This is a genomic window from Nocardioides alcanivorans, assembly GCF_021555175.1.
Classification (GTDB): Bacteria; Actinomycetota; Actinomycetes; order Propionibacteriales; family Nocardioidaceae; genus Nocardioides; species Nocardioides alcanivorans.
Genome location: NZ_JAKGRW010000026.1, coordinates 26,090 through 42,561, shown reverse-complemented (window position 1 = coordinate 42,561; position 16,472 = coordinate 26,090). Strand labels below are relative to the sequence as shown.

Here is a 16,472-nt window from a genome sequence, read left to right as displayed (position 1 = left end):
GCCCCGGCTGGTCCGGCCTCAGCGGGTGTTGGTCTGCCCGGTGAAACCGAGCATCTGCAAGGTGGTGGCGATGTCGGGCACCTCGAGCACCTTGAGGCCGTCGACCATACTCTCGCGGGTGCCTGCCGCCGCCTTGGTGGGAACGACGGCGTACTTGAATCCGAGCCTGGCGGCCTCGGCCAAGCGCTGTGGCAGGTCGCGGACCCGGCGCAACTCACCCGCGAGACCGATCTCGCCCATCGCGACCAGCCCGGCCGGCGGGGGACGGTGGTGCAGGGAGGAGGCCAGCGCCAGGGCGACCGCGAGGTCAGTGGCCGGTTCCAGGATCTTGGCACCGCCCACGGTCGCCACGAAGACGTCGCGGTCGGAGAGCTTCATGCCTCCGTGCTGCTGCAGGATCGCGAGCACCATCGCGACCCGCGAGGAGTCGACCCCGGACGTGGTGCGGCGTACCTTCTCGGACTGCGTCATCGCGACCAACGCCTGCACCTCCGCCAGCAACGGTCGCCGCCCCTCCATGGAGACGGCCACACAGGTGCCGGGAACCTGCTGGGCATGGTGCTCGACGAAGAGGCCGGTGGGGTCGGAGACCGCCTCGATGCCGTCGGGACCGAGTTCGAAGCAGCCGACCTCGTCGACCGGCCCGAAGCGGTTCTTCACCGCACGGAGCATGCGGAAGCGAGAGTTGCGGTCACCCTCGAAGTGGAGCACCACGTCGACGAGGTGCTCGAGCACCCGCGGCCCGGCGATGCTGCCCTCCTTGGTGACGTGACCGACCAGGACCGTCGTGATGTTGCGGGTCTTGGCCACCCGGATCAGCGCCGCCGCGACCTCCTTGACCTGGCTCACGCCGCCCGGCACCCCGTCGACACCGCTGGCGCTGATCGTCTGCACCGAGTCGACCACGATCAGCTCGGGTCGGACCTCTTCGATGTGGCTGAGCAGGGCGCCGAGGTCGGTCTCGGCAGCAAGGTAGAGCTCGTCGTGCACCGCACCGGTGCGGTCGGCTCGAAGCCGCACCTGGGAGGCCGACTCCTCACCGGTGAGATAGAGGGTGCGGCGCCTGCCGCGAGCTGTCTGGGCAGCGACCTCGAGCAGCATTGTGCTCTTGCCGACGCCGGGCTCTCCGGCCAGCAGGATCGCGGCCCCCGGCACCAGACCGCCGCCGAGCACCCGGTCGAGCTCGGCCACGCCGCTGGTGCGCATCCGGGACTCCTCGACGGAGACCTGGCCGATGGGCACGGCCTTCGCGCTGACGGGGAGGCCGTCACCCGTGCCGTGACCACGGCCGCCTCGGCGACCGACCCCCAGGCCTGGCACTCGCCGCAGCGGCCCACCCACTTGCTGGTCTCCCAACCGCACTCGCTGCAGCGGTAGGTGGGGCGGGACTTGCGTGCGGTGCTCATGGCACGAGCCTAGGGCTGGGTCCCGACACTCAGCGGCAGCCCTTCGGCTCCGTCGGGCATGACCAAGTCCTCCGACGATGCACTGACCTCGCCCAACGGGGACTCCCACAATCGCTGCCGACCGTGGCCAAGACTTTAATTCGGCACGATGGGAACTGCCCGCCCGGAGCCGAACTTCCCTACGTTGCTGGTGATCCGCCGAGGGTGTCGCCGTGCGTGTGCCCGTCGCAGGCGGCTCTCCGCTCACGTCTGTAGGAGTCACCTCGAATGGACCGCACCCGACTGCCGATCCAGCTCACGCCGCCCGTCATCGAGCCGGCGTTCGACATCCGCGAGCAGCAGCCGCCGTTCCCCGCTCCTGAGCAGGTACGGGCGCCGGAAGGGGCGCCGAATGTTCTGGTGATCCTGCTCGACGACATGGGGTTCGGTGCCTCGTCGCCGTTCGGTGGGCCGTGCTCGATGCCGACGGCTGAGCGCCTTGCGGAGGACGGGCTGCGGTTCAACCGGTTCCACACGACGGCCATCTGTTCGCCGACGCGTGCGGCGTTGCTGACCGGTCGCAACCACCACAGCGTGGGCATGGGGGTGGTGACCGACTTCGCGTCGACTGCGCCCGGCTACACGGGGATCCGGCCGAAGGACGCGGCGCCGTTGGCCCGGACGCTGAAGGAGAACGGCTACGCGACGGGTGTCTTCGGCAAGTGGCACCAGATCCCCCAGAGCGAGATCACGCACGTCGGGCCGTTCACCCACTGGCCGACGAACGAGGGCTTCGACAAGTTCTACGGGATCATCGGCGGTGCCGACGACCAGTTCCACCCGACGCTCTTCGACGGCACCGTCCAGATCGAGCCGCCGGCGACGCCGGAGGAGGGCTATCACCTGTCGGAGGACCTGGTGGACCGGGCGCGTGACTGGATTCGGTCGGTGCGCACGGTCGACGCCGACAAGCCGTGGTTCACCTACCTGGCGTTCGGCGCGACGCACTCGCCGTTCCAGGTGCCCGACTCGTGGCTGGATCGCTACCGCGGGAAGTTCTCGCACGGTTGGGACGCCCAGCGTGAGCAGACGCTGGCCCGGCAGAAGGAGCTGGGCGTCGTCCCCGAGGAGACGCTGTTGACCCAATGGCCCGACGGTGCTCCGCACTGGGACGACCTCACCGACACCGAGCGGACGGTTGCCGAGCGGCTGATGGAGACCTACGCGTCGTTCGCCGAGCACACCGATGCGCAGGTCGGTCGCCTCGTCGATGCCTTGCGTGAGTCGGGCGAGCTCGACAACACCATCGTCTTCTACATCCTCGGCGACAACGGCGCTTCGTGTGAGGGTCGCCAGACCGGCACGTTCAACGAGCAGCGCACCTACAACGCGTTGCCGGAGACGGCTGAGGAGATCCTGCCTCGCCTCGACGAGATCGGCACCAAGACGTCGTACGTGAACTACCCGGTGGGCTGGGCACTGGCGATGGACACGCCGTTCCAGTGGACGAAGCAGGTCGCCTCCCACTTCGGTGGCACCCGCAACGGACTCGTCGTGCACTGGCCCGCCGGGATCAAGGACGCCGGCGTGATTCGCAACCACTGGCACCACGTGATCGACGTGGCGCCGACCGTGCTCGAGGCTGCCGGGATCCCGCAGCCCACCCACGTCGACGGCCTCGCCCAGAAGCCCATCGAGGGTACGTCGATGCTCGGGGCGCTGAAGGACGCTGCGGCTGGCGACGCCCACACGACGCAGTATTTCGAGATCTTCGGCAACCGCGGGATCTATCACGAGGGTTGGACCGCCGTCGTGAAGCACCGCACGCCATGGGAGCTCGCGAGCACCGATCCGATCCCGTTCGACGAGGACGTCTGGGAGCTCTACGACATCCGTGACGACTTCTCCCAGGCCACCGACCTGGCTGCGACACACCCGGAGAAGCTGGCTGCGCTTCAGGAGGTGTTCCTCGACGAAGCGCGGAAGCACAACGTGCTCCCGCTGGACGACCGGGGCATGGAGCGGATGAGTGCGTCGATCGCAGGACGTCATGTGAATGACATGCCGGCCAGCATCGTGCTCCCGCCGCAGACCCGCCGGCTGATGCCGGCTGCCTTCCCATCGATGTCCAACAGGTCGTTCTCGCTGACCGTCCCGGTGGTGGCCGACTCCGCGACCTCCGACGGCGTGCTCGTCGCAGTCGGCAACGGCTTCAACGGGACCTCGCTCTACGTGCGCGAGGGCATCGTCTCGCTGGCGATGAACCTGTGCGGCACCGAGACCACCCACGTGCGTGCCGAGCAGCCGCTGACCGCAGGGGAACACGTCGTGGTCTATCGATTCGACTCCGATGGGACGGGACTCGGCAGCGCCGGTACGGCGCGCCTCTTCGTCGACGGTGACGAGGTTGCCTCGGGACGGTTCGAGCGCACGGCGCTGTTCGGCCAGGGGCGGCTCAGCATCGGCGCGCAGCCGGGGCTCCCGATCACCGACGACCATGCCCGTGGCGGCGAATACGCCTACACCGGCAAGATCGGGGAGGTGCTGCTCGCGACCGGTGCCGACGTGGTGGAGCCCAGCGCCCAGCAGAAGTTGGAGCGTGAGCTCGCCGAGCACTGACGACTCGCGGCTCGCCGCCGGTGGTTGACTGCCGTCCATGGACCTGGATCTCAGAGGATGCAAGGCGCTGGTCACCGGCGGCAACCGCGGCATCGGCCGCGCCGTCGCCGCCGGACTGGTGGCCGAGGGCGTGTCGGTGGCGCTGCTGGGCCGCGACGAGGAGTCACTGGCGTCGGCTGCCGCGGCGGTCGGTGCCGCGACGACCGTGGTCGCCGACACCACCGACGACGTTGCGGTGAGGGCCGCGGTCGACCGCGCAGCCGATGCGCTGGGCGGGATCGACATCGTGGTCAACTGCGCGGCGCCGCGAGCAACGACGGCGCCTCCGCCGGGCCTCGACGCCGTGGACGACGACGACTTCCTGCGCAACCTCGACACCAAGGCGCTCGGTTACCTGCGCGTCGTACGGGCGGCGGCGCCCCACCTGCGTGACGGTGGGGGAGCGGTGGTGAACGTCAGCGGGATGAATGCGCGTCGGCCGGGCTCCTATGCGGGATCGGCGCGCAACATCGCGGTCGTGGCGATCAGCAAGAGCCTGGCCGACGAGCTCGGGCCGCAGGGCATCGCCGTCACCTGCGTCCACCCGGGCCTCACCGTCACCGAGCGCAACGCCGACGACCCGGCGTACGTCGAGAAGGCGGCCCAGAACGCGCTGGGCCACGCCATCACCGCCGAGGAGGTGGCCGACGTCATCGTCTTCCTGGCCTCCTCGCGGGGGCGGATCGCCAACGGTTCGGTGATCGAGCTCGACGGCGGCTTTCCCGGGGTCATCTGGGCCTGAGCGCACTCCTGATCGGGCAGGTCCTCGCGGGCACGCTGCCCGGCCCCTCGGTGGGAGCACGAGCTGGGGGCGCCGGGTTTGGTCCTACATTGCAAGGAAGGAGTCACTTCGCCCATCGAGGAGAACCGAATGGACCGCACGACCCTGCCCATCCGCATCGAGCAGCCTGACGTCGAGGCGGCGTTCGACATCCGGCAACAGGCGACGCCGTTCGCTGCGCCCGAACCGGTGCGCGCACCCGAGGGTGCGCCGAACGTGCTGGTGATCCTGCTCGATGACATGGGGTTCGGCGCCTCCTCTCCCTTCGGCGGCCCTTGCCCGATGCCGGTCGCCGAACAGCTTGCTGAGAACGGCCTGCGGTTCAACCGGTTCCACACCACGGCGCTCTGCTCTCCCACCCGCGCTGCGCTGTTGACGGGACGCAACCACCACAGCGTCGGCATGGGCGTGGTGACCGACTTCTCCTCGTCCGCGCCGGGCTACACCGGGATCCGGCCGCAGGACGCGGCACCGCTGGCCCGGACGTTGAGGGAGAACGGCTACGCCACCGGTGCCTTCGGCAAGTGGCACCAGATCCCCCAGAGCGACATCACCCCGGTCGGCCCGTTCACCCACTGGCCGACGAACGAGGGCTTCGAGAAGTTCTACGGGATCATCGGCGGCGCCGACGACCAGTTCCACCCGACGCTCTTCGAGGGGACCAACCAGATCGAACCGCCGGCCACGGCGGACGAGGGCTACCACCTCTCCGAGGACATGGTGGACCAGGCGAAGAACTGGATCCGACAGGTGCGCACCGTGGACGCGACCAAGCCGTGGTTCACCTACTTGGCGTTCGGAGCGACGCACTCGCCGTTCCAGGTGCCCGATTCCTGGCTGGACCGCTACCGCGGTAAGTTCTCGCACGGTTGGGACGAGCAGCGCGAGCGCACGCTGGCCCGGCAGAAGGAGCTGGGCGTCGTACCTGAGGAGACGCTGTTGACACAGTGGCCCGAGGGTGTCCCGCACTGGGACGACCTCACCGACGCGGGCCGGGCGGTTGCCGAGCGGCTGATGGAGATCTATGCCTCGTTCGCCGAGCACACCGACGCCCAGGTGGGGCGCCTCGTCGATGCGTTGCGTGAGTCGGGCGAGCTCGACAACACCATGATCTTCTACATCCTCGGCGACAACGGCGCTTCGTGCGAGGGCCGCCTGAGTGGCACGTTCAACGAGAAGCGCACCTACAACGCCGTGCCCGAGACGGCTGAGGAGATCCTGCCCCGGATCGACCAGATCGGCACCCGCTTCTCCAACTCCAACTACCCCGTGGGCTGGGCGCTCGCGATGGACACGCCCTTCCAGTGGACCAAGCAGGTCGCCTCCCACTTCGGTGGCACCCGCAACGGCATGGTGGTGCACTGGCCTGCCGGGATCAAGGACAACGGCGCGCTGCGCAATCACTGGCACCACGTGATCGACGTGGCACCGACCGTGCTGGAGGCCGCCGGGATTCCGCAGCCGGTGCAGGTGGACGGGATCCGCCAGAAGCCGATCGAGGGTACGTCGATGCTCGCCGCCCTGGCGGACGGTGCGGCTCCCGAGAACCACACCACGCAGTACTTCGAGATGTTCGGCAACCGCGGGATCTATCACGAGGGTTGGACGGCGGTGGTGAAGCACCGCACTCCCTGGGAGCTCACCAGCACGGCGCCGATCCCGTTCGAGGACGACCGGTGGGAGCTCTACGACATCCGTGACGACTTCTCCCAGGCCACCGACCTGGCCGCGACCCATCCGGAGAAGCTGGCCGAGTTGCAGGAGCTGTTCCTCGCCGAGGCCCGCAAGCACCAGGTGCTGCCGCTCGACGACCGCGGCAATGAGCGGATGAACCCGGTCACGGCCGGACGCCGACGCAACGACGTGCCGACCACGGTGGTCGTGCCGCCGTCCACCCGGCGACTGCCGCACGGCGCCTTCCCCTCGACAGTCAATCGCTCCTTCACCTTCACCGTGCCCGTGGTCGCTGACTCGGACGCCTCCGACGGGGTCCTGGTGTGCATCGGCACCGGCCATGACGGCAGCGCGCTCTACGTGCGGGAGGGCATCGTCTCGTTGGCGTTGAACTTCTGTGGCGTGAAGACCACCCATGTACGCGCCGAGCGACCACTGAGTGCCGGCGAGCACGTCATCGTGCACCGCTTCGACTCCGATGCGTCCGGAGTCGGGACCGGAGGCGTGGCGCGGCTGTTCGTGGACGGGGTCGAGGTCGCCTCCGGGCGGATCGAGCGGACGGCGGTGTTCGGCCAGGGAAAACTCAGCATCGGTGCCCAGCCGGGGATCCCGATCACCGACGACTATGCCCGTGGCGGAGAGTATGCCTACACCGGCAAGATCGGTGAGGTGGTGCTCGCCACCGGCGACGACGTGGTGGAGCCCAGCGCCCAGCAGGAGCTGGAGCGCGAGCTCATCGAGCACTGAGCGAAGCAGAAACCCGGCCCCACGTCATCGTGGGGCCGGGTTTCCGTGATGTCGGGAACAATCACATCTTGTCGGGCTGACAGGATTTGAACCTGCGGCCTCCTCGTCCCGAACGAGGCGCGCTACCAAGCTGCGCCACAGCCCGATCAGATCCGTGAGTGGCGGACCACTCGCGAACCGTGAGGGAGCATACCCGAGCCGCAGGTGCCTGCCGAAATCGGGTCAGCTACGAGCAGTGAGGGTCATCAGCGTCGCCTCGGGCCGGCAGGCGACGCGCAGGCGGATGTAGGGGTTGGTGCCGAGCCCGGCGGACACGTGCAGCCACGAGGAGCCGGGGTCGCCGTCACGAGAGTCCGCCGGGTGACGGTGCAGGCCCTTGGCTCGTGCAGGCTCGAGGTCGCAGTTGGTCGCGAGCGCCCCGACGAACGGCAGGCACACTTGGCCGCCGTGGGTGTGGCCCGCAAGGATGAGGTCGTGCCCCGTGGCGGCGTACTGGTCGAGGACCCGGAGGTACGGCGCATGGGCGACACCCAGCCGCACGTCTGCGTCGACCGGGGCCGGTCCGGCGACGGCCTCGAGGTCGTCGTAGCCGAGATGGGGGTCGTCGACGCCGGTGAACGCGAGATCGAGACCCGCGACGCGGAGCATCTGGCGGTTGTTGGTGAGGTCGAGCCAGCCGGCGGAGGTGAAGCCGTACGACAGGTCGCGCCAGGGGAGTTGCGGTACGTCGATGTGCCGCTTGCCACGATCGGGGGCGAGATAGCCGAGGGGATTGCGCATGCCGGGCTCGAAGTAGTCGTTGGAACCAAGGACGAATACCCCAGGCACGTCGAGCAACGGGCCGAAGGCATCGAGTACCTCCGGCACCGCGCGGCGGTGCGCCATGTTGTCGCCGGTGTTGACCACGAGGTCCGGTCCCCAGCCGGCCAGGTCGCGCACCCATTCACGCTTCTTGGTCTGGTCGGGGGTGATGTGCAGGTCGCTGACGTGCAGCACCTTCAGGGGCCGTGCGCCCGGCGGGAGGAGGGGGAGCGTCACCTCACGCAACGTGTAGGCGCGGGCCTCCGCGGCGGCGTACCCGGCCAGGGCGATGCCCGCCATCGCGCCCGCGCCAAGAATCCGGGTGAGCTGCATGGGCCAAGGCTGCCACAATGGGGGGTATGAGCATCCTCAAGGACCGACTTCGCACTGACCTCACCACCGCCATGAAGGCGCGTGACGCGATCCGCTCCTCGACGTTGCGCATGGTGCTCACCGCCGTGACCAACGCGGAGGTTGCCGGCAAGGAGCAGCGTGAGCTCAGCGACGACGAGGTGCTCACGATCCTCGCGACCGAGGCGAAGAAGCGCCGCGAGGCGGCCACCGCCTTCGATGAGGGTGGCCGGCCGGAGTCGGCGGAGCAAGAGCGTGCCGAGCTCGTCGTGATCACCGACTACCTGCCCCAGCAGCTCTCCGAGCAGGAGGTGGCCGACATCGTCACAGCCGCCATCGAGAGCACCGGCGCTGCGGGCGAGGGCATGAAGGCGATGGGCAAGGTGATGGGCGTCGTCCAACCCCAGGTCAAGGGTCGCGCCGACGGTTCCGCGGTCGCTGCCGAGGTACGTCGCCAGCTCGCCTGATCCCGGCCTCCACCTCGCTGCCGCCCCAAGGGTCACACTGGGTGCGCAAGTTCAGCTGTTTGATGCTGTTGCTACGCACACCAGGCGACAAGTTCCCCGCCCGGGCGGGGAATCGTGGGGCGCACGGGGCGGGTGGGGTCAGCGGCCTCGGTTCCGGCCGCGGTTGCCCTTCTTGTTCTTCTTCTTGGGCTTCTTCTCCACCTTGGGAGTGCCGTCGGAGACGTAGAGGGTGATGGTGTCGCCGCTGGAACTGGAGGCGCCGCCACCGGGAGAGGTGTAGGCGACGGTGCCACGGGAGTAGCCGGAGTCGACGTAGCCGGCATTGGCGACCTTGAAATTGGCGTTCTCCAGCACCCGGGTCGCCTCGCTGACGCTCATGCCGGCCACGCTCGGGACCTGGATGAGGACGCCGACGATCTCATCGGCCGACGGTGGCACGAACTGCTCGTCGTCGAGCCACTGCTCGACGGCCTTGAAGGTGTCACCCCACATCGGGCCGGCGGTTCCGGAACCGGAGGCGGAACCGATGTAGCGGCCACCGATCGTCTTGCCCACGAGCGTGGAGGGCGAGCCTTCGGAGTTGGCGCCCGCGATCATCGACGCACCGGCCAGGTTGGGGGTGTAGCCGACGAACCACACCGACTTCTGGCTGCTCGTCGTTCCGGTCTTGCCGGCCGAGGGCTGGATCGTGTTGATGCCGTTCTGGTAGCCGAAGCCACCGGGCTGCTGCACACCGGCGAGGATGTCGTTGACCGCGTCGGCAACGGCGCTCGGCAGCACCTGGGTGCAGGTGGCCGGATACTTCTTGACGACCGTGCCGTTGGCGTCGCTGATGCTCGCGACGGGGCGCGAGTCGCAGTGCAGGCCGCGGCCGGCGAACGTCGCGTAGGCCTCGGCCATCTCCAGCGGTGTGGTGTCGGTGACGCCGAGGACGAACATCGGCACCCGCTCCGCCGAACCCGACTCCTCGTTCCCGGTCGGGTTGGTCAGGTTGACGCCCATCCGCTTCGCGAGCTTGTAGGGCTCGCAGATCCCGGTCTCCTGCTCCAGGGCGAGGAAGAAGGTGTTCACCGACTCCCGGGTGCCGGTGTACATGTTCTTCGGGCCGGAGGTCGTCGAGTTCCGGACCGGGAAGGAGCCGTAGCCGTAGGGGTCGCCACCGCAGGTCTCGTAGTCGCGTTCCTGGAACGTCTTCGGTGAGGGCGAGTCGATCGTCTTCGAGAGCGGTACACCGTCCTTGATCGCCTGCGCGAGCACGAAGGCCTTGAAGGTCGAGCCGGCCTGGAAGCCCCGTGCGCCGCCCGACTCCTTGGGCACGGTGTAGTTGATGTAGGTCTCGCCCTGGGCCTTCTTGCTGCCCATGGGGCGCGACTGTGCCAAGGCCTTGACCGCACCCGTGCGGGGCTCCACCAGAGCGAGGGCGCCGACGGCCTCGTCCTGGGCGTAGACGTGGTTGGAGACCGAGTCCTGGGCGGCTTCCTGGAAGCGGGGGTCGAGCGTGGTCTTGATGGTCAGGCCGCCGGACTCGAGCAGGCGCTCCCGCTCCTCGACGGTGGCCCCCAGGGCCGGGTCCCTCTTGAGGTAGTTGAGCACGTAGTCGCAGAAGAAGGCGGCGACCGAGGAGTAGCAGCCGTCGCGGCTCTCAGTGATCTTCAGTCCGAGCGGCTTGGCCTTGATCTTGTCGGCCTTCTCGTCGCGGATCACGTTGAGCTCGGCCATGCGGTCGAGGACGATGTTGCGCCGGGTCAGGGCCCGGTCGGGGTAGACGGTCGGGTCGTAACCGACAGGGTTCTTCACGAGACCGGCCAGCGTGGCGGCCTGACGCACGTTGAGCTTGCGGGCGTCGACGCTGAAGTAGTGACGAGCAGCGGCCTGGATGCCGTAGACGCCGTCGCCGAAGTAGGCGATGTTGAGGTAGCGCTCGAAGATCCAGTCCTTGGAGTGCTTCTCCTCGAACGCGATGGCGTAGCGGAGCTCGCGCAGCTTCCGGGCGAAGGTCTCCTCGGTCGCCTCGGCCCGGGCCTCCTTGTCGGAGCCCGCCTGCTGCACCAACGTCAGCTTCACCATCTGTTGGGTGATGGAGGAGCCACCTTGGCGGGTCTCCCCGGTGGCCTGGTTGGTGATGAACGCTCGCAGCGTGCCCTTCACGTCGAGGGCGCCATGCTCGTAGAAGCGGTAGTCCTCGATCGCCAGGATGGCCTTGCGCATGATCTTGGAGACCTGGCGCAGCGGCACGTTGACACGGTTCTCGTCATAGATCGTCGCGATGGGGGTGTCGTCGGCCGCCAGGATGCGGGTGCGCTGCGGCAGCTCCTGCATGTCGAGGTCCTCGGGGAGGTCGTCGAGTGAGTCCGAGGCGTTGCGGGCGGCGATTCCCGCCATCCCGGCGAACGGAATGGCGAGGCCTGCGACGAGGACGCCGAGCACGACGGAGACGAGGAGCATCGAACCGAGGGCGCCGAGGACCGAGCCGGACCCGGGACGCTTTTCGCGAGCGGACATGACGTCTAGGGTACGGGTGGGGCGAGAGGCGACCCCATTCCGCGCGCGTGGAGGGTCCCGGGCCATGGCCCTGACGGGCTGGTCGCGCGCCGCCGCAGGGCCCTCTTTGCTAGTCACAAATGACTACATGGTCTGGCCGAACTGAGTCTTACGCCCCACCGGCTTCGCGCCTACTGTCAGTCTCGGGGATTGGCTTATGGCGGGGAGCTCACAGCGGAGCTCGACCAGTCCCATGGATGTGGGGGCATCATGTGGGTTGAGGACTGGGCTGCATCTGCAGCCTGCCGCGGTGCGCAGCCGGACGAGCTCTTCGTCCGTGGCGCGGAGCAGAACAAGGCCAAGCTGGTGTGCGCGGGTTGTCCGGTGCGCACCGAGTGCCTTGCCGAAGCGCTCGACAACCAGATCGAGTGGGGCGTGTGGGGCGGCATGACCGAGCGTGAGCGCCGGGCCCTCCTGCGTCGTCGCAGCGTGAGCTCGTGGCGTTCGGTGCTCCAGCAGGCGAAGGCCAGCCAGAAGCTCGCCATCTGACCTGGCTCAGTGGCTCTGCTCGGCATCGGCCAGCAACTCGCCGATGGTCCGCAACCCGTCGAGGTCGTGCACGTCGCCGGCCAGTGCCGGCACCACCGAGGTCGCGACCGACGGGTGTGAGGTTGCGAAGCCGGCTCGCAACCGGCCCTCGCGGGCCACGATCCGCAGCTTGTCGGCGTGCAGGCGCAGCAGTCCTGCGGTCAACGTGTCCTCGGAGATGTCGAGGCGCTCGGCCGCGGCCAGGGACGCTTCGGCGCTCAGTCGGCCCCCGGTTGGCTGCTGGCGCGGTTGACCACCAGGCCCGCCAACGGCATCTGCTCCTCGCCGAGCCGCTCCACGAAGTAGGCCGCCTCGCGCAGCGCATCCGGCTCAGGGGCCGCGATGACGAGGAACGACGTACCTTCGGCCTGCAACAACTGGTAGGTGGCCGTGGCACGTGCCCGGAACCCGCCGAAGAGGGTGTCGAAGGCGGCGACGAAGGTCTGCAGGTCCTGCAGCACGCTCGCTCCGAGGATCTTGGTGAGCGCGGCGGTCATCATGCCGAAGCCGACCGACATCAGCTTCGCGGGACCACGAGCCGGGGTCAGCAACAGGCGGATGAAGCGACCATCGAGGAAGCTGGAGAGCCGCTCCGGCGCGTCGAGGAAGTCGAGCGCGGAGCGCGACGGTGGGGTGTCGACGACGATGAGGTCCCACTGTCCGGACTCGAGTGCGGAGGCGTGCAGCTGCCCGAGCTTCTCCATCGCCATGTATTCCTGCGTGCCGGCGAACGAGGTCGAGAGCGCGACGTAGAAGGGGTTCTCGAGGATCTGGCGGGCCTTCTCGGGCGTGGCCTGGCTGAGCACCACCTCGTCGAAGGTGCTCTTCATGTCGAGCATCATCGCGTCGAGGGAGCCGGTGCCCTCCACCCCCGGGACCGGGCGCGGGGTGTTGTCGAGCGCTTCGATGCCCATCGACTGGGCGAGGCGACGGGCCGGGTCGATGGTGAGCACCACGACCTTGCGGCCACGCTCGGCAGCTCGTAGCGCGAGCGCTGCCGACGTCGTGGTCTTCCCGACGCCGCCGGACCCGCAGCAGACGATGATCTGGGTGGCCGGGTCATCGAGCATCCGGTCGACGTCGAGGCCAAGCGGGGCGGGGAGCCCGCGGCCAGAGGCCCGACGCGGGGGTGGGCGGTCTTGCTCATGCCAGTCCCTGCTCCTTCAACTCGGCCGCCAACTCGTAGAGGGCGGTCAGGTCCACACCGGAGGCGATCCGCGGCAGCTCGTAGGTGGGTACGCCGAGCCCCGCCACGAGTGCTCGCTGGGAGTCCTCGAGAGCACGACGCTCCGCGTGATCGGCGGCCTCGGCGAGCAGCGCGTCGACGAGTGCGGGAACCGGCTCGATGCCGGCCCTCGCCAGGGTCTCGGCGATCTCGGGGGCTTCGACCTCCCCTTGCGGATTCGGACGAGCTGGTCGTCGTCGAGATCGCGTGGGCGCACCAGATTGACCACGACCCCACCCACCGGAAGGCCGTTGTCGTGCAACTCCGCGATGCCGTCCGCCGTCTCCTGCACCGGCATCTCCTCGAGCACGGTGACCAGGTGCACGCGGGTGCGCTCGGAGCGGAAGAGGGTCATGACGGTGTCGGCCTGGGCCTTGATCGGGCCGACCTTCGCCAACCCGGCGAGCTCCCGGTTGACGTTGAGGAACTGGGCGATCCGCCCGGTCGGCGGGGCGTCGAGCACGATGGCGTCGTACGCCGCCCCCGCCTTGCTGGAGGTGCCACGCTTGCGGCCCGGCTTCGCGGCTTCGTAGACCTTGCCCGTGAGCAGGACGTCGCGCACGCCGGGAGCGATCGTGGTGGCGAAGTCGATCACGCCGAAGCGGTCGAGTGCCTTGCCGGCGCGGCCGAGCTTGTAATACATGGCGAGGTACTCGAGCAGCGCTGACTCGGCATCGATGTGGAGTGCGAAGACGGTGCCTGCACGACCCTTCGGCCCAGGCAGGCCGGTGGCGATCCTGCGCTCCTCGTAGGGAAGCGGGGGCACGTCGAACATCTGGGCGATGCCTTGACGCCCCTCGACCTCGCACAGCAACACGTTGCGGCCGCGGCTGGCGAGGGCAAGGGCCAGGGCTGCGGCCACGGTCGACTTGCCGGTGCCGCCCTTGCCGGTCACCACGTGCAACTCGACGCCGGGCCAATCGCTCGTCGAAGTGCTCACGAAACGGGAGCCTACTGGCCGGTTCGACCGTCGCGGATCCGAATCGAGAGCGCGTGCGCCTCCCGGAGCAGGAGTTCGCCCAGTTGTTGCTGCTTGGGCGGGCCGATTCGCTGCTCGATCCCGGTCAGGCTCAGCGCCCAACGGGGGTGTCGGAACCGTCGAACACGGCCGCCCCGAGCCCCCAGCTGCCCTCCACGATCAGGCCCGGATTGACGGAGAAGCCCCGCCTGCGGGTCTCGGCGACCTGCCTGCGCAGGGACGCCGGGCCGTAGTGGTCGCCGTACGCTGCGGAGAGATCGACGCGGTCGAGGTAGAGCGAACGGGAGCGGTTGTCGAGAAAGGCCAGCAGGGCCATGCCTGCGCTGGCGACGCCGAGCGGGAAGCGGATGCCCTCGTGCAGCACGTGGGAGCGGATCGGGAAGTCGCCGTCCTCGCGGATCAAGCACACGGTCTCCTCGCCACGAAGCGCGGAGAAGAACGCACTCTCCCCGGTCTCCCGGGCGAGTCTGCGCACGACGGGCCGCGCGGCCTCGGTCTCGTCGTGTCGGCTGCTCGCGGCCTGGCCGAGCAGGTAGGCCTCCGGGCCCAAGTGCCACTGGCCGGTGCCGCGGTCGCGATCACTGAGGCCCTCCGCCTGCAGTGCGGTGAGCAGACGGTGGACGGTCGGACGAGCGAGAGCGACCACCGTGGCTGCGGTCGTGGTCGAGAGGCCTTGCGGTTCGTGCTGGGCGAGCGCACGCAGCAGCGCGCTGGCCCGCCCGATGACGGTGTTGGCGGCATCCATGGTGGGCAGTGTGCCACGACGCGTTCACTGAGCGGACGTCCTGGAGTCCTGATCCTCACTGGTCGAGCGACTCGGGGCCAAGGTGTTGACCACTCAGTGACCGCTTCCTTGAATGGAGGGCAACGACTTCGACGAAGGAGCCAGACATGGACAAGGTGGTGGCGTCGGCCGCGGAAGCGGTGTCCGACATTCCTGACGGGGCGACACTCGCGGTCGGTGGTTTCGGGCTGTGTGGCATCCCGTCGGTGCTGATCGAGGCGGTGCTCGCCCAAGGCACCACGGACCTCGAAGCGGTGTCCAACAACTGCGGCGTCGACGACTGGGGGCTGGGTCGGTTGCTCGGTGAGCATCGGCTGCGGCGGATGGTCTCGTCCTACGTGGGTGAGAACAAGGAGTTCGCCCGGCAGTATCTCTCCGGTGAGCTCGAGGTCGAGCTGACTCCCCAGGGCACCCTGGCCGAGCGGCTGCGTGCCGGTGGCTCGGGGATCCCGGCCTTCTTCACCGCCACCGGCGTGGGCACCCAGGTCGCCGAGGGCGGGCTGCCTTGGAAGTACGACGACGCGGGCAACGTGACCGTGTCGTCACCGGCCAAGGACGTGCGTACCTTCGAGACCGACAAGGGGCCGCGCGAGTTCGTGCTGGAGCACGCGATCGTGGCCGACTTCGCGCTGGTCCGCGCCTGGCGCGGAGACCGGCACGGCAACCTCGTCTTCCGGGACTCGGCGCGCAACTTCAACCCGCTCGCGGCCATGGCCGGTCGGATCACCCTCGCGGAGGTCGAGGAGCTCGTCGAGCCCGGTGATCTCGATCCCAACAGCGTGCACACACCGGGCGTCTACGTGCACCGCGTCGTGGCGCTGACGCCGGAGCAGGCCGCGGACAAGCGGATCGAGAAACGGACCGTACGCACCACGGAGCAGGGAGGCAACTGAGATGGCCTGGAACCGGGAGCAGATGGCGGCCCGAGCTGCCCGCGAGCTCAGTGACGGCGACTACGTCAACCTCGGCATCGGGCTGCCGACGTTGGTGCCCAACTACGTGCCCGAGGGCGTCGAGCTGGTGCTGCAGTCGGAGAACGGCATCCTCGGGGTCGGGCCGTACCCGGCCGAGGACGCGGTGGACCCCGACCTGATCAACGCCGGCAAGGAGACCGTCACCGTCAACCGCGGGGCGTCGTACTTCGACTCCGCCACGTCGTTCGGGATGATCCGCGGCGGCAAGATCGATGCCGCGATCCTGGGCGCCATGCAGGTCTCCGCGGTCGGCGACATCGCCAACTGGATGATCCCCGGGAAGATGGTCAAGGGGATGGGCGGCGCAATGGACCTGGTGCACGGAGCCAAGAAGGTCATCGTGCTGATGGAGCACGTGGCACGCGACGGCAGCTACAAGATCGTCGATGAGTGCTCGCTGCCCTACACCGGTCTGCGGGTGGTCGAGCGGATCATCACGGATCTCGGTGTCATCGACGTCGAGGCCGACGGATTGCGCCTGGTCGAGCTCGCCCCCGGCGTCACCGAGGACGAGATCAGGGCGAAGACCGAACCCACCCTGCGGTGACGTGCCCTGATGTGAGCTGAGGGCGATCAC

Annotated in this window: 14 protein-coding genes, 1 tRNA gene and 1 pseudogene; 7 read left to right on the top strand and 9 right to left on the bottom strand. The window is 68.7% G+C overall.

From position 1 onward, the window contains the following. Positions 1–18: 18 nt before the first annotated feature. Positions 19–1,242: a DNA repair protein RadA gene (gene radA, locus L1066_RS14115; protein WP_312007811.1), complete on the bottom strand. Its 1,224-nt coding sequence runs from the start codon at positions 1,240–1,242 to the stop codon at positions 19–21. 89 nt (positions 1,243–1,331) lie between these two features. Continuing rightward, a pseudogene (locus L1066_RS27790) lies at positions 1,332–1,406 on the bottom strand (hypothetical protein); the annotation flags it as partial. 267 nt (positions 1,407–1,673) lie between these two features. Here L1066_RS27790 and L1066_RS14110 point away from each other — a divergent pair. The 3 genes from L1066_RS14110 to L1066_RS14100 all read left to right on the top strand — a co-directional run bounded on the left by L1066_RS14110 (position 1,674) and on the right by L1066_RS14100 (position 7,245). After that, on the top strand, positions 1,674–4,004 hold the full coding sequence (locus tag L1066_RS14110) for an arylsulfatase (protein WP_235736927.1): 2,331 nt from the start codon (positions 1,674–1,676) through the stop codon (positions 4,002–4,004). 37 nt (positions 4,005–4,041) lie between these two features. Beyond that, positions 4,042–4,785, top strand: coding sequence for an SDR family NAD(P)-dependent oxidoreductase (locus L1066_RS14105; protein WP_235736926.1), 744 nt, complete (start codon positions 4,042–4,044; stop codon positions 4,783–4,785). A gap of 129 nt (positions 4,786–4,914) precedes the next feature. Next, on the top strand, positions 4,915–7,245 hold the full coding sequence (locus L1066_RS14100) for an arylsulfatase (RefSeq protein WP_235736925.1): 2,331 nt from the start codon (positions 4,915–4,917) through the stop codon (positions 7,243–7,245). 71 nt (positions 7,246–7,316) lie between these two features. Here the strand turns inward: L1066_RS14100 and L1066_RS14095 are convergent. Continuing rightward, positions 7,317–7,390: transfer RNA gene (locus L1066_RS14095), tRNA-Pro, on the bottom strand. Between the two features lie 77 nt (positions 7,391–7,467). Further along, positions 7,468–8,379 (bottom strand): metallophosphoesterase, encoded by a 912-nt coding sequence (locus tag L1066_RS14090; protein ID WP_235736924.1) that lies wholly within the window; start codon positions 8,377–8,379, stop codon positions 7,468–7,470. Positions 8,380–8,405: 26 nt separating this feature from the next. Between L1066_RS14090 and L1066_RS14085 the strand changes: the two genes are divergently transcribed. Continuing rightward, positions 8,406–8,864 (top strand): GatB/YqeY domain-containing protein, encoded by a 459-nt coding sequence (locus tag L1066_RS14085; protein ID WP_235736923.1) that lies wholly within the window; start codon positions 8,406–8,408, stop codon positions 8,862–8,864. Positions 8,865–9,002: 138 nt separating this feature from the next. On the opposite strand, the gene L1066_RS14080 is transcribed toward L1066_RS14085, so the two are convergent. After that, complete coding sequence (locus L1066_RS14080; protein WP_235736922.1) at positions 9,003–11,366, bottom strand: transglycosylase domain-containing protein; 2,364 nt, start codon at positions 11,364–11,366, stop codon at positions 9,003–9,005. 249 nt (positions 11,367–11,615) lie between these two features. On the opposite strand from L1066_RS14080, the gene L1066_RS14075 reads away from it, so the two are divergent. Further along, entirely contained in the window at positions 11,616–11,894 is a 279-nt protein-coding gene (locus L1066_RS14075) for a WhiB family transcriptional regulator (protein WP_249224836.1), read from the top strand. A gap of 6 nt (positions 11,895–11,900) precedes the next feature. Here the strand turns inward: L1066_RS14075 and L1066_RS14070 are convergent, their stop codons facing one another. From L1066_RS14070 to L1066_RS14055, 4 genes are all read right to left on the bottom strand, one after another. After that, positions 11,901–12,098, bottom strand: coding sequence for a hypothetical protein (locus L1066_RS14070; RefSeq protein WP_235736921.1), 198 nt, complete (start codon positions 12,096–12,098; stop codon positions 11,901–11,903). A 53-nt stretch (positions 12,099–12,151) separates the two neighbouring features. Then, the gene (locus tag L1066_RS14065) at positions 12,152–13,003 is read right to left on the bottom strand and encodes an ArsA family ATPase (RefSeq protein WP_235736920.1); all 852 of its coding nucleotides are present in this window, start codon (positions 13,001–13,003) and stop codon (positions 12,152–12,154) included. 123 nt (positions 13,004–13,126) lie between these two features. After that, positions 13,127–14,098 carry an ATPase BagA gene (bagA, locus tag L1066_RS14060; protein ID WP_235736919.1) on the bottom strand — a complete coding sequence of 324 codons (972 nt, stop codon included), beginning with the start codon at positions 14,096–14,098 and terminating at the stop codon, positions 13,127–13,129. Between the two features lie 130 nt (positions 14,099–14,228). Then, on the bottom strand, positions 14,229–14,882 hold the full coding sequence (locus L1066_RS14055) for an IclR family transcriptional regulator (RefSeq protein ID WP_235736918.1): 654 nt from the start codon (positions 14,880–14,882) through the stop codon (positions 14,229–14,231). A gap of 146 nt (positions 14,883–15,028) precedes the next feature. On the opposite strand from L1066_RS14055, the gene L1066_RS14050 reads away from it, so the two are divergent. Next, the gene (locus L1066_RS14050) at positions 15,029–15,814 is read left to right on the top strand and encodes a CoA transferase subunit A (protein WP_235736917.1); all 786 of its coding nucleotides are present in this window, start codon (positions 15,029–15,031) and stop codon (positions 15,812–15,814) included. 1 nt (position 15,815) lies between these two features. Beyond that, the gene (locus tag L1066_RS14045) at positions 15,816–16,442 is read left to right on the top strand and encodes a CoA transferase subunit B (protein ID WP_235736916.1); all 627 of its coding nucleotides are present in this window, start codon (positions 15,816–15,818) and stop codon (positions 16,440–16,442) included. Positions 16,443–16,472: the final 30 nt, after the last annotated feature.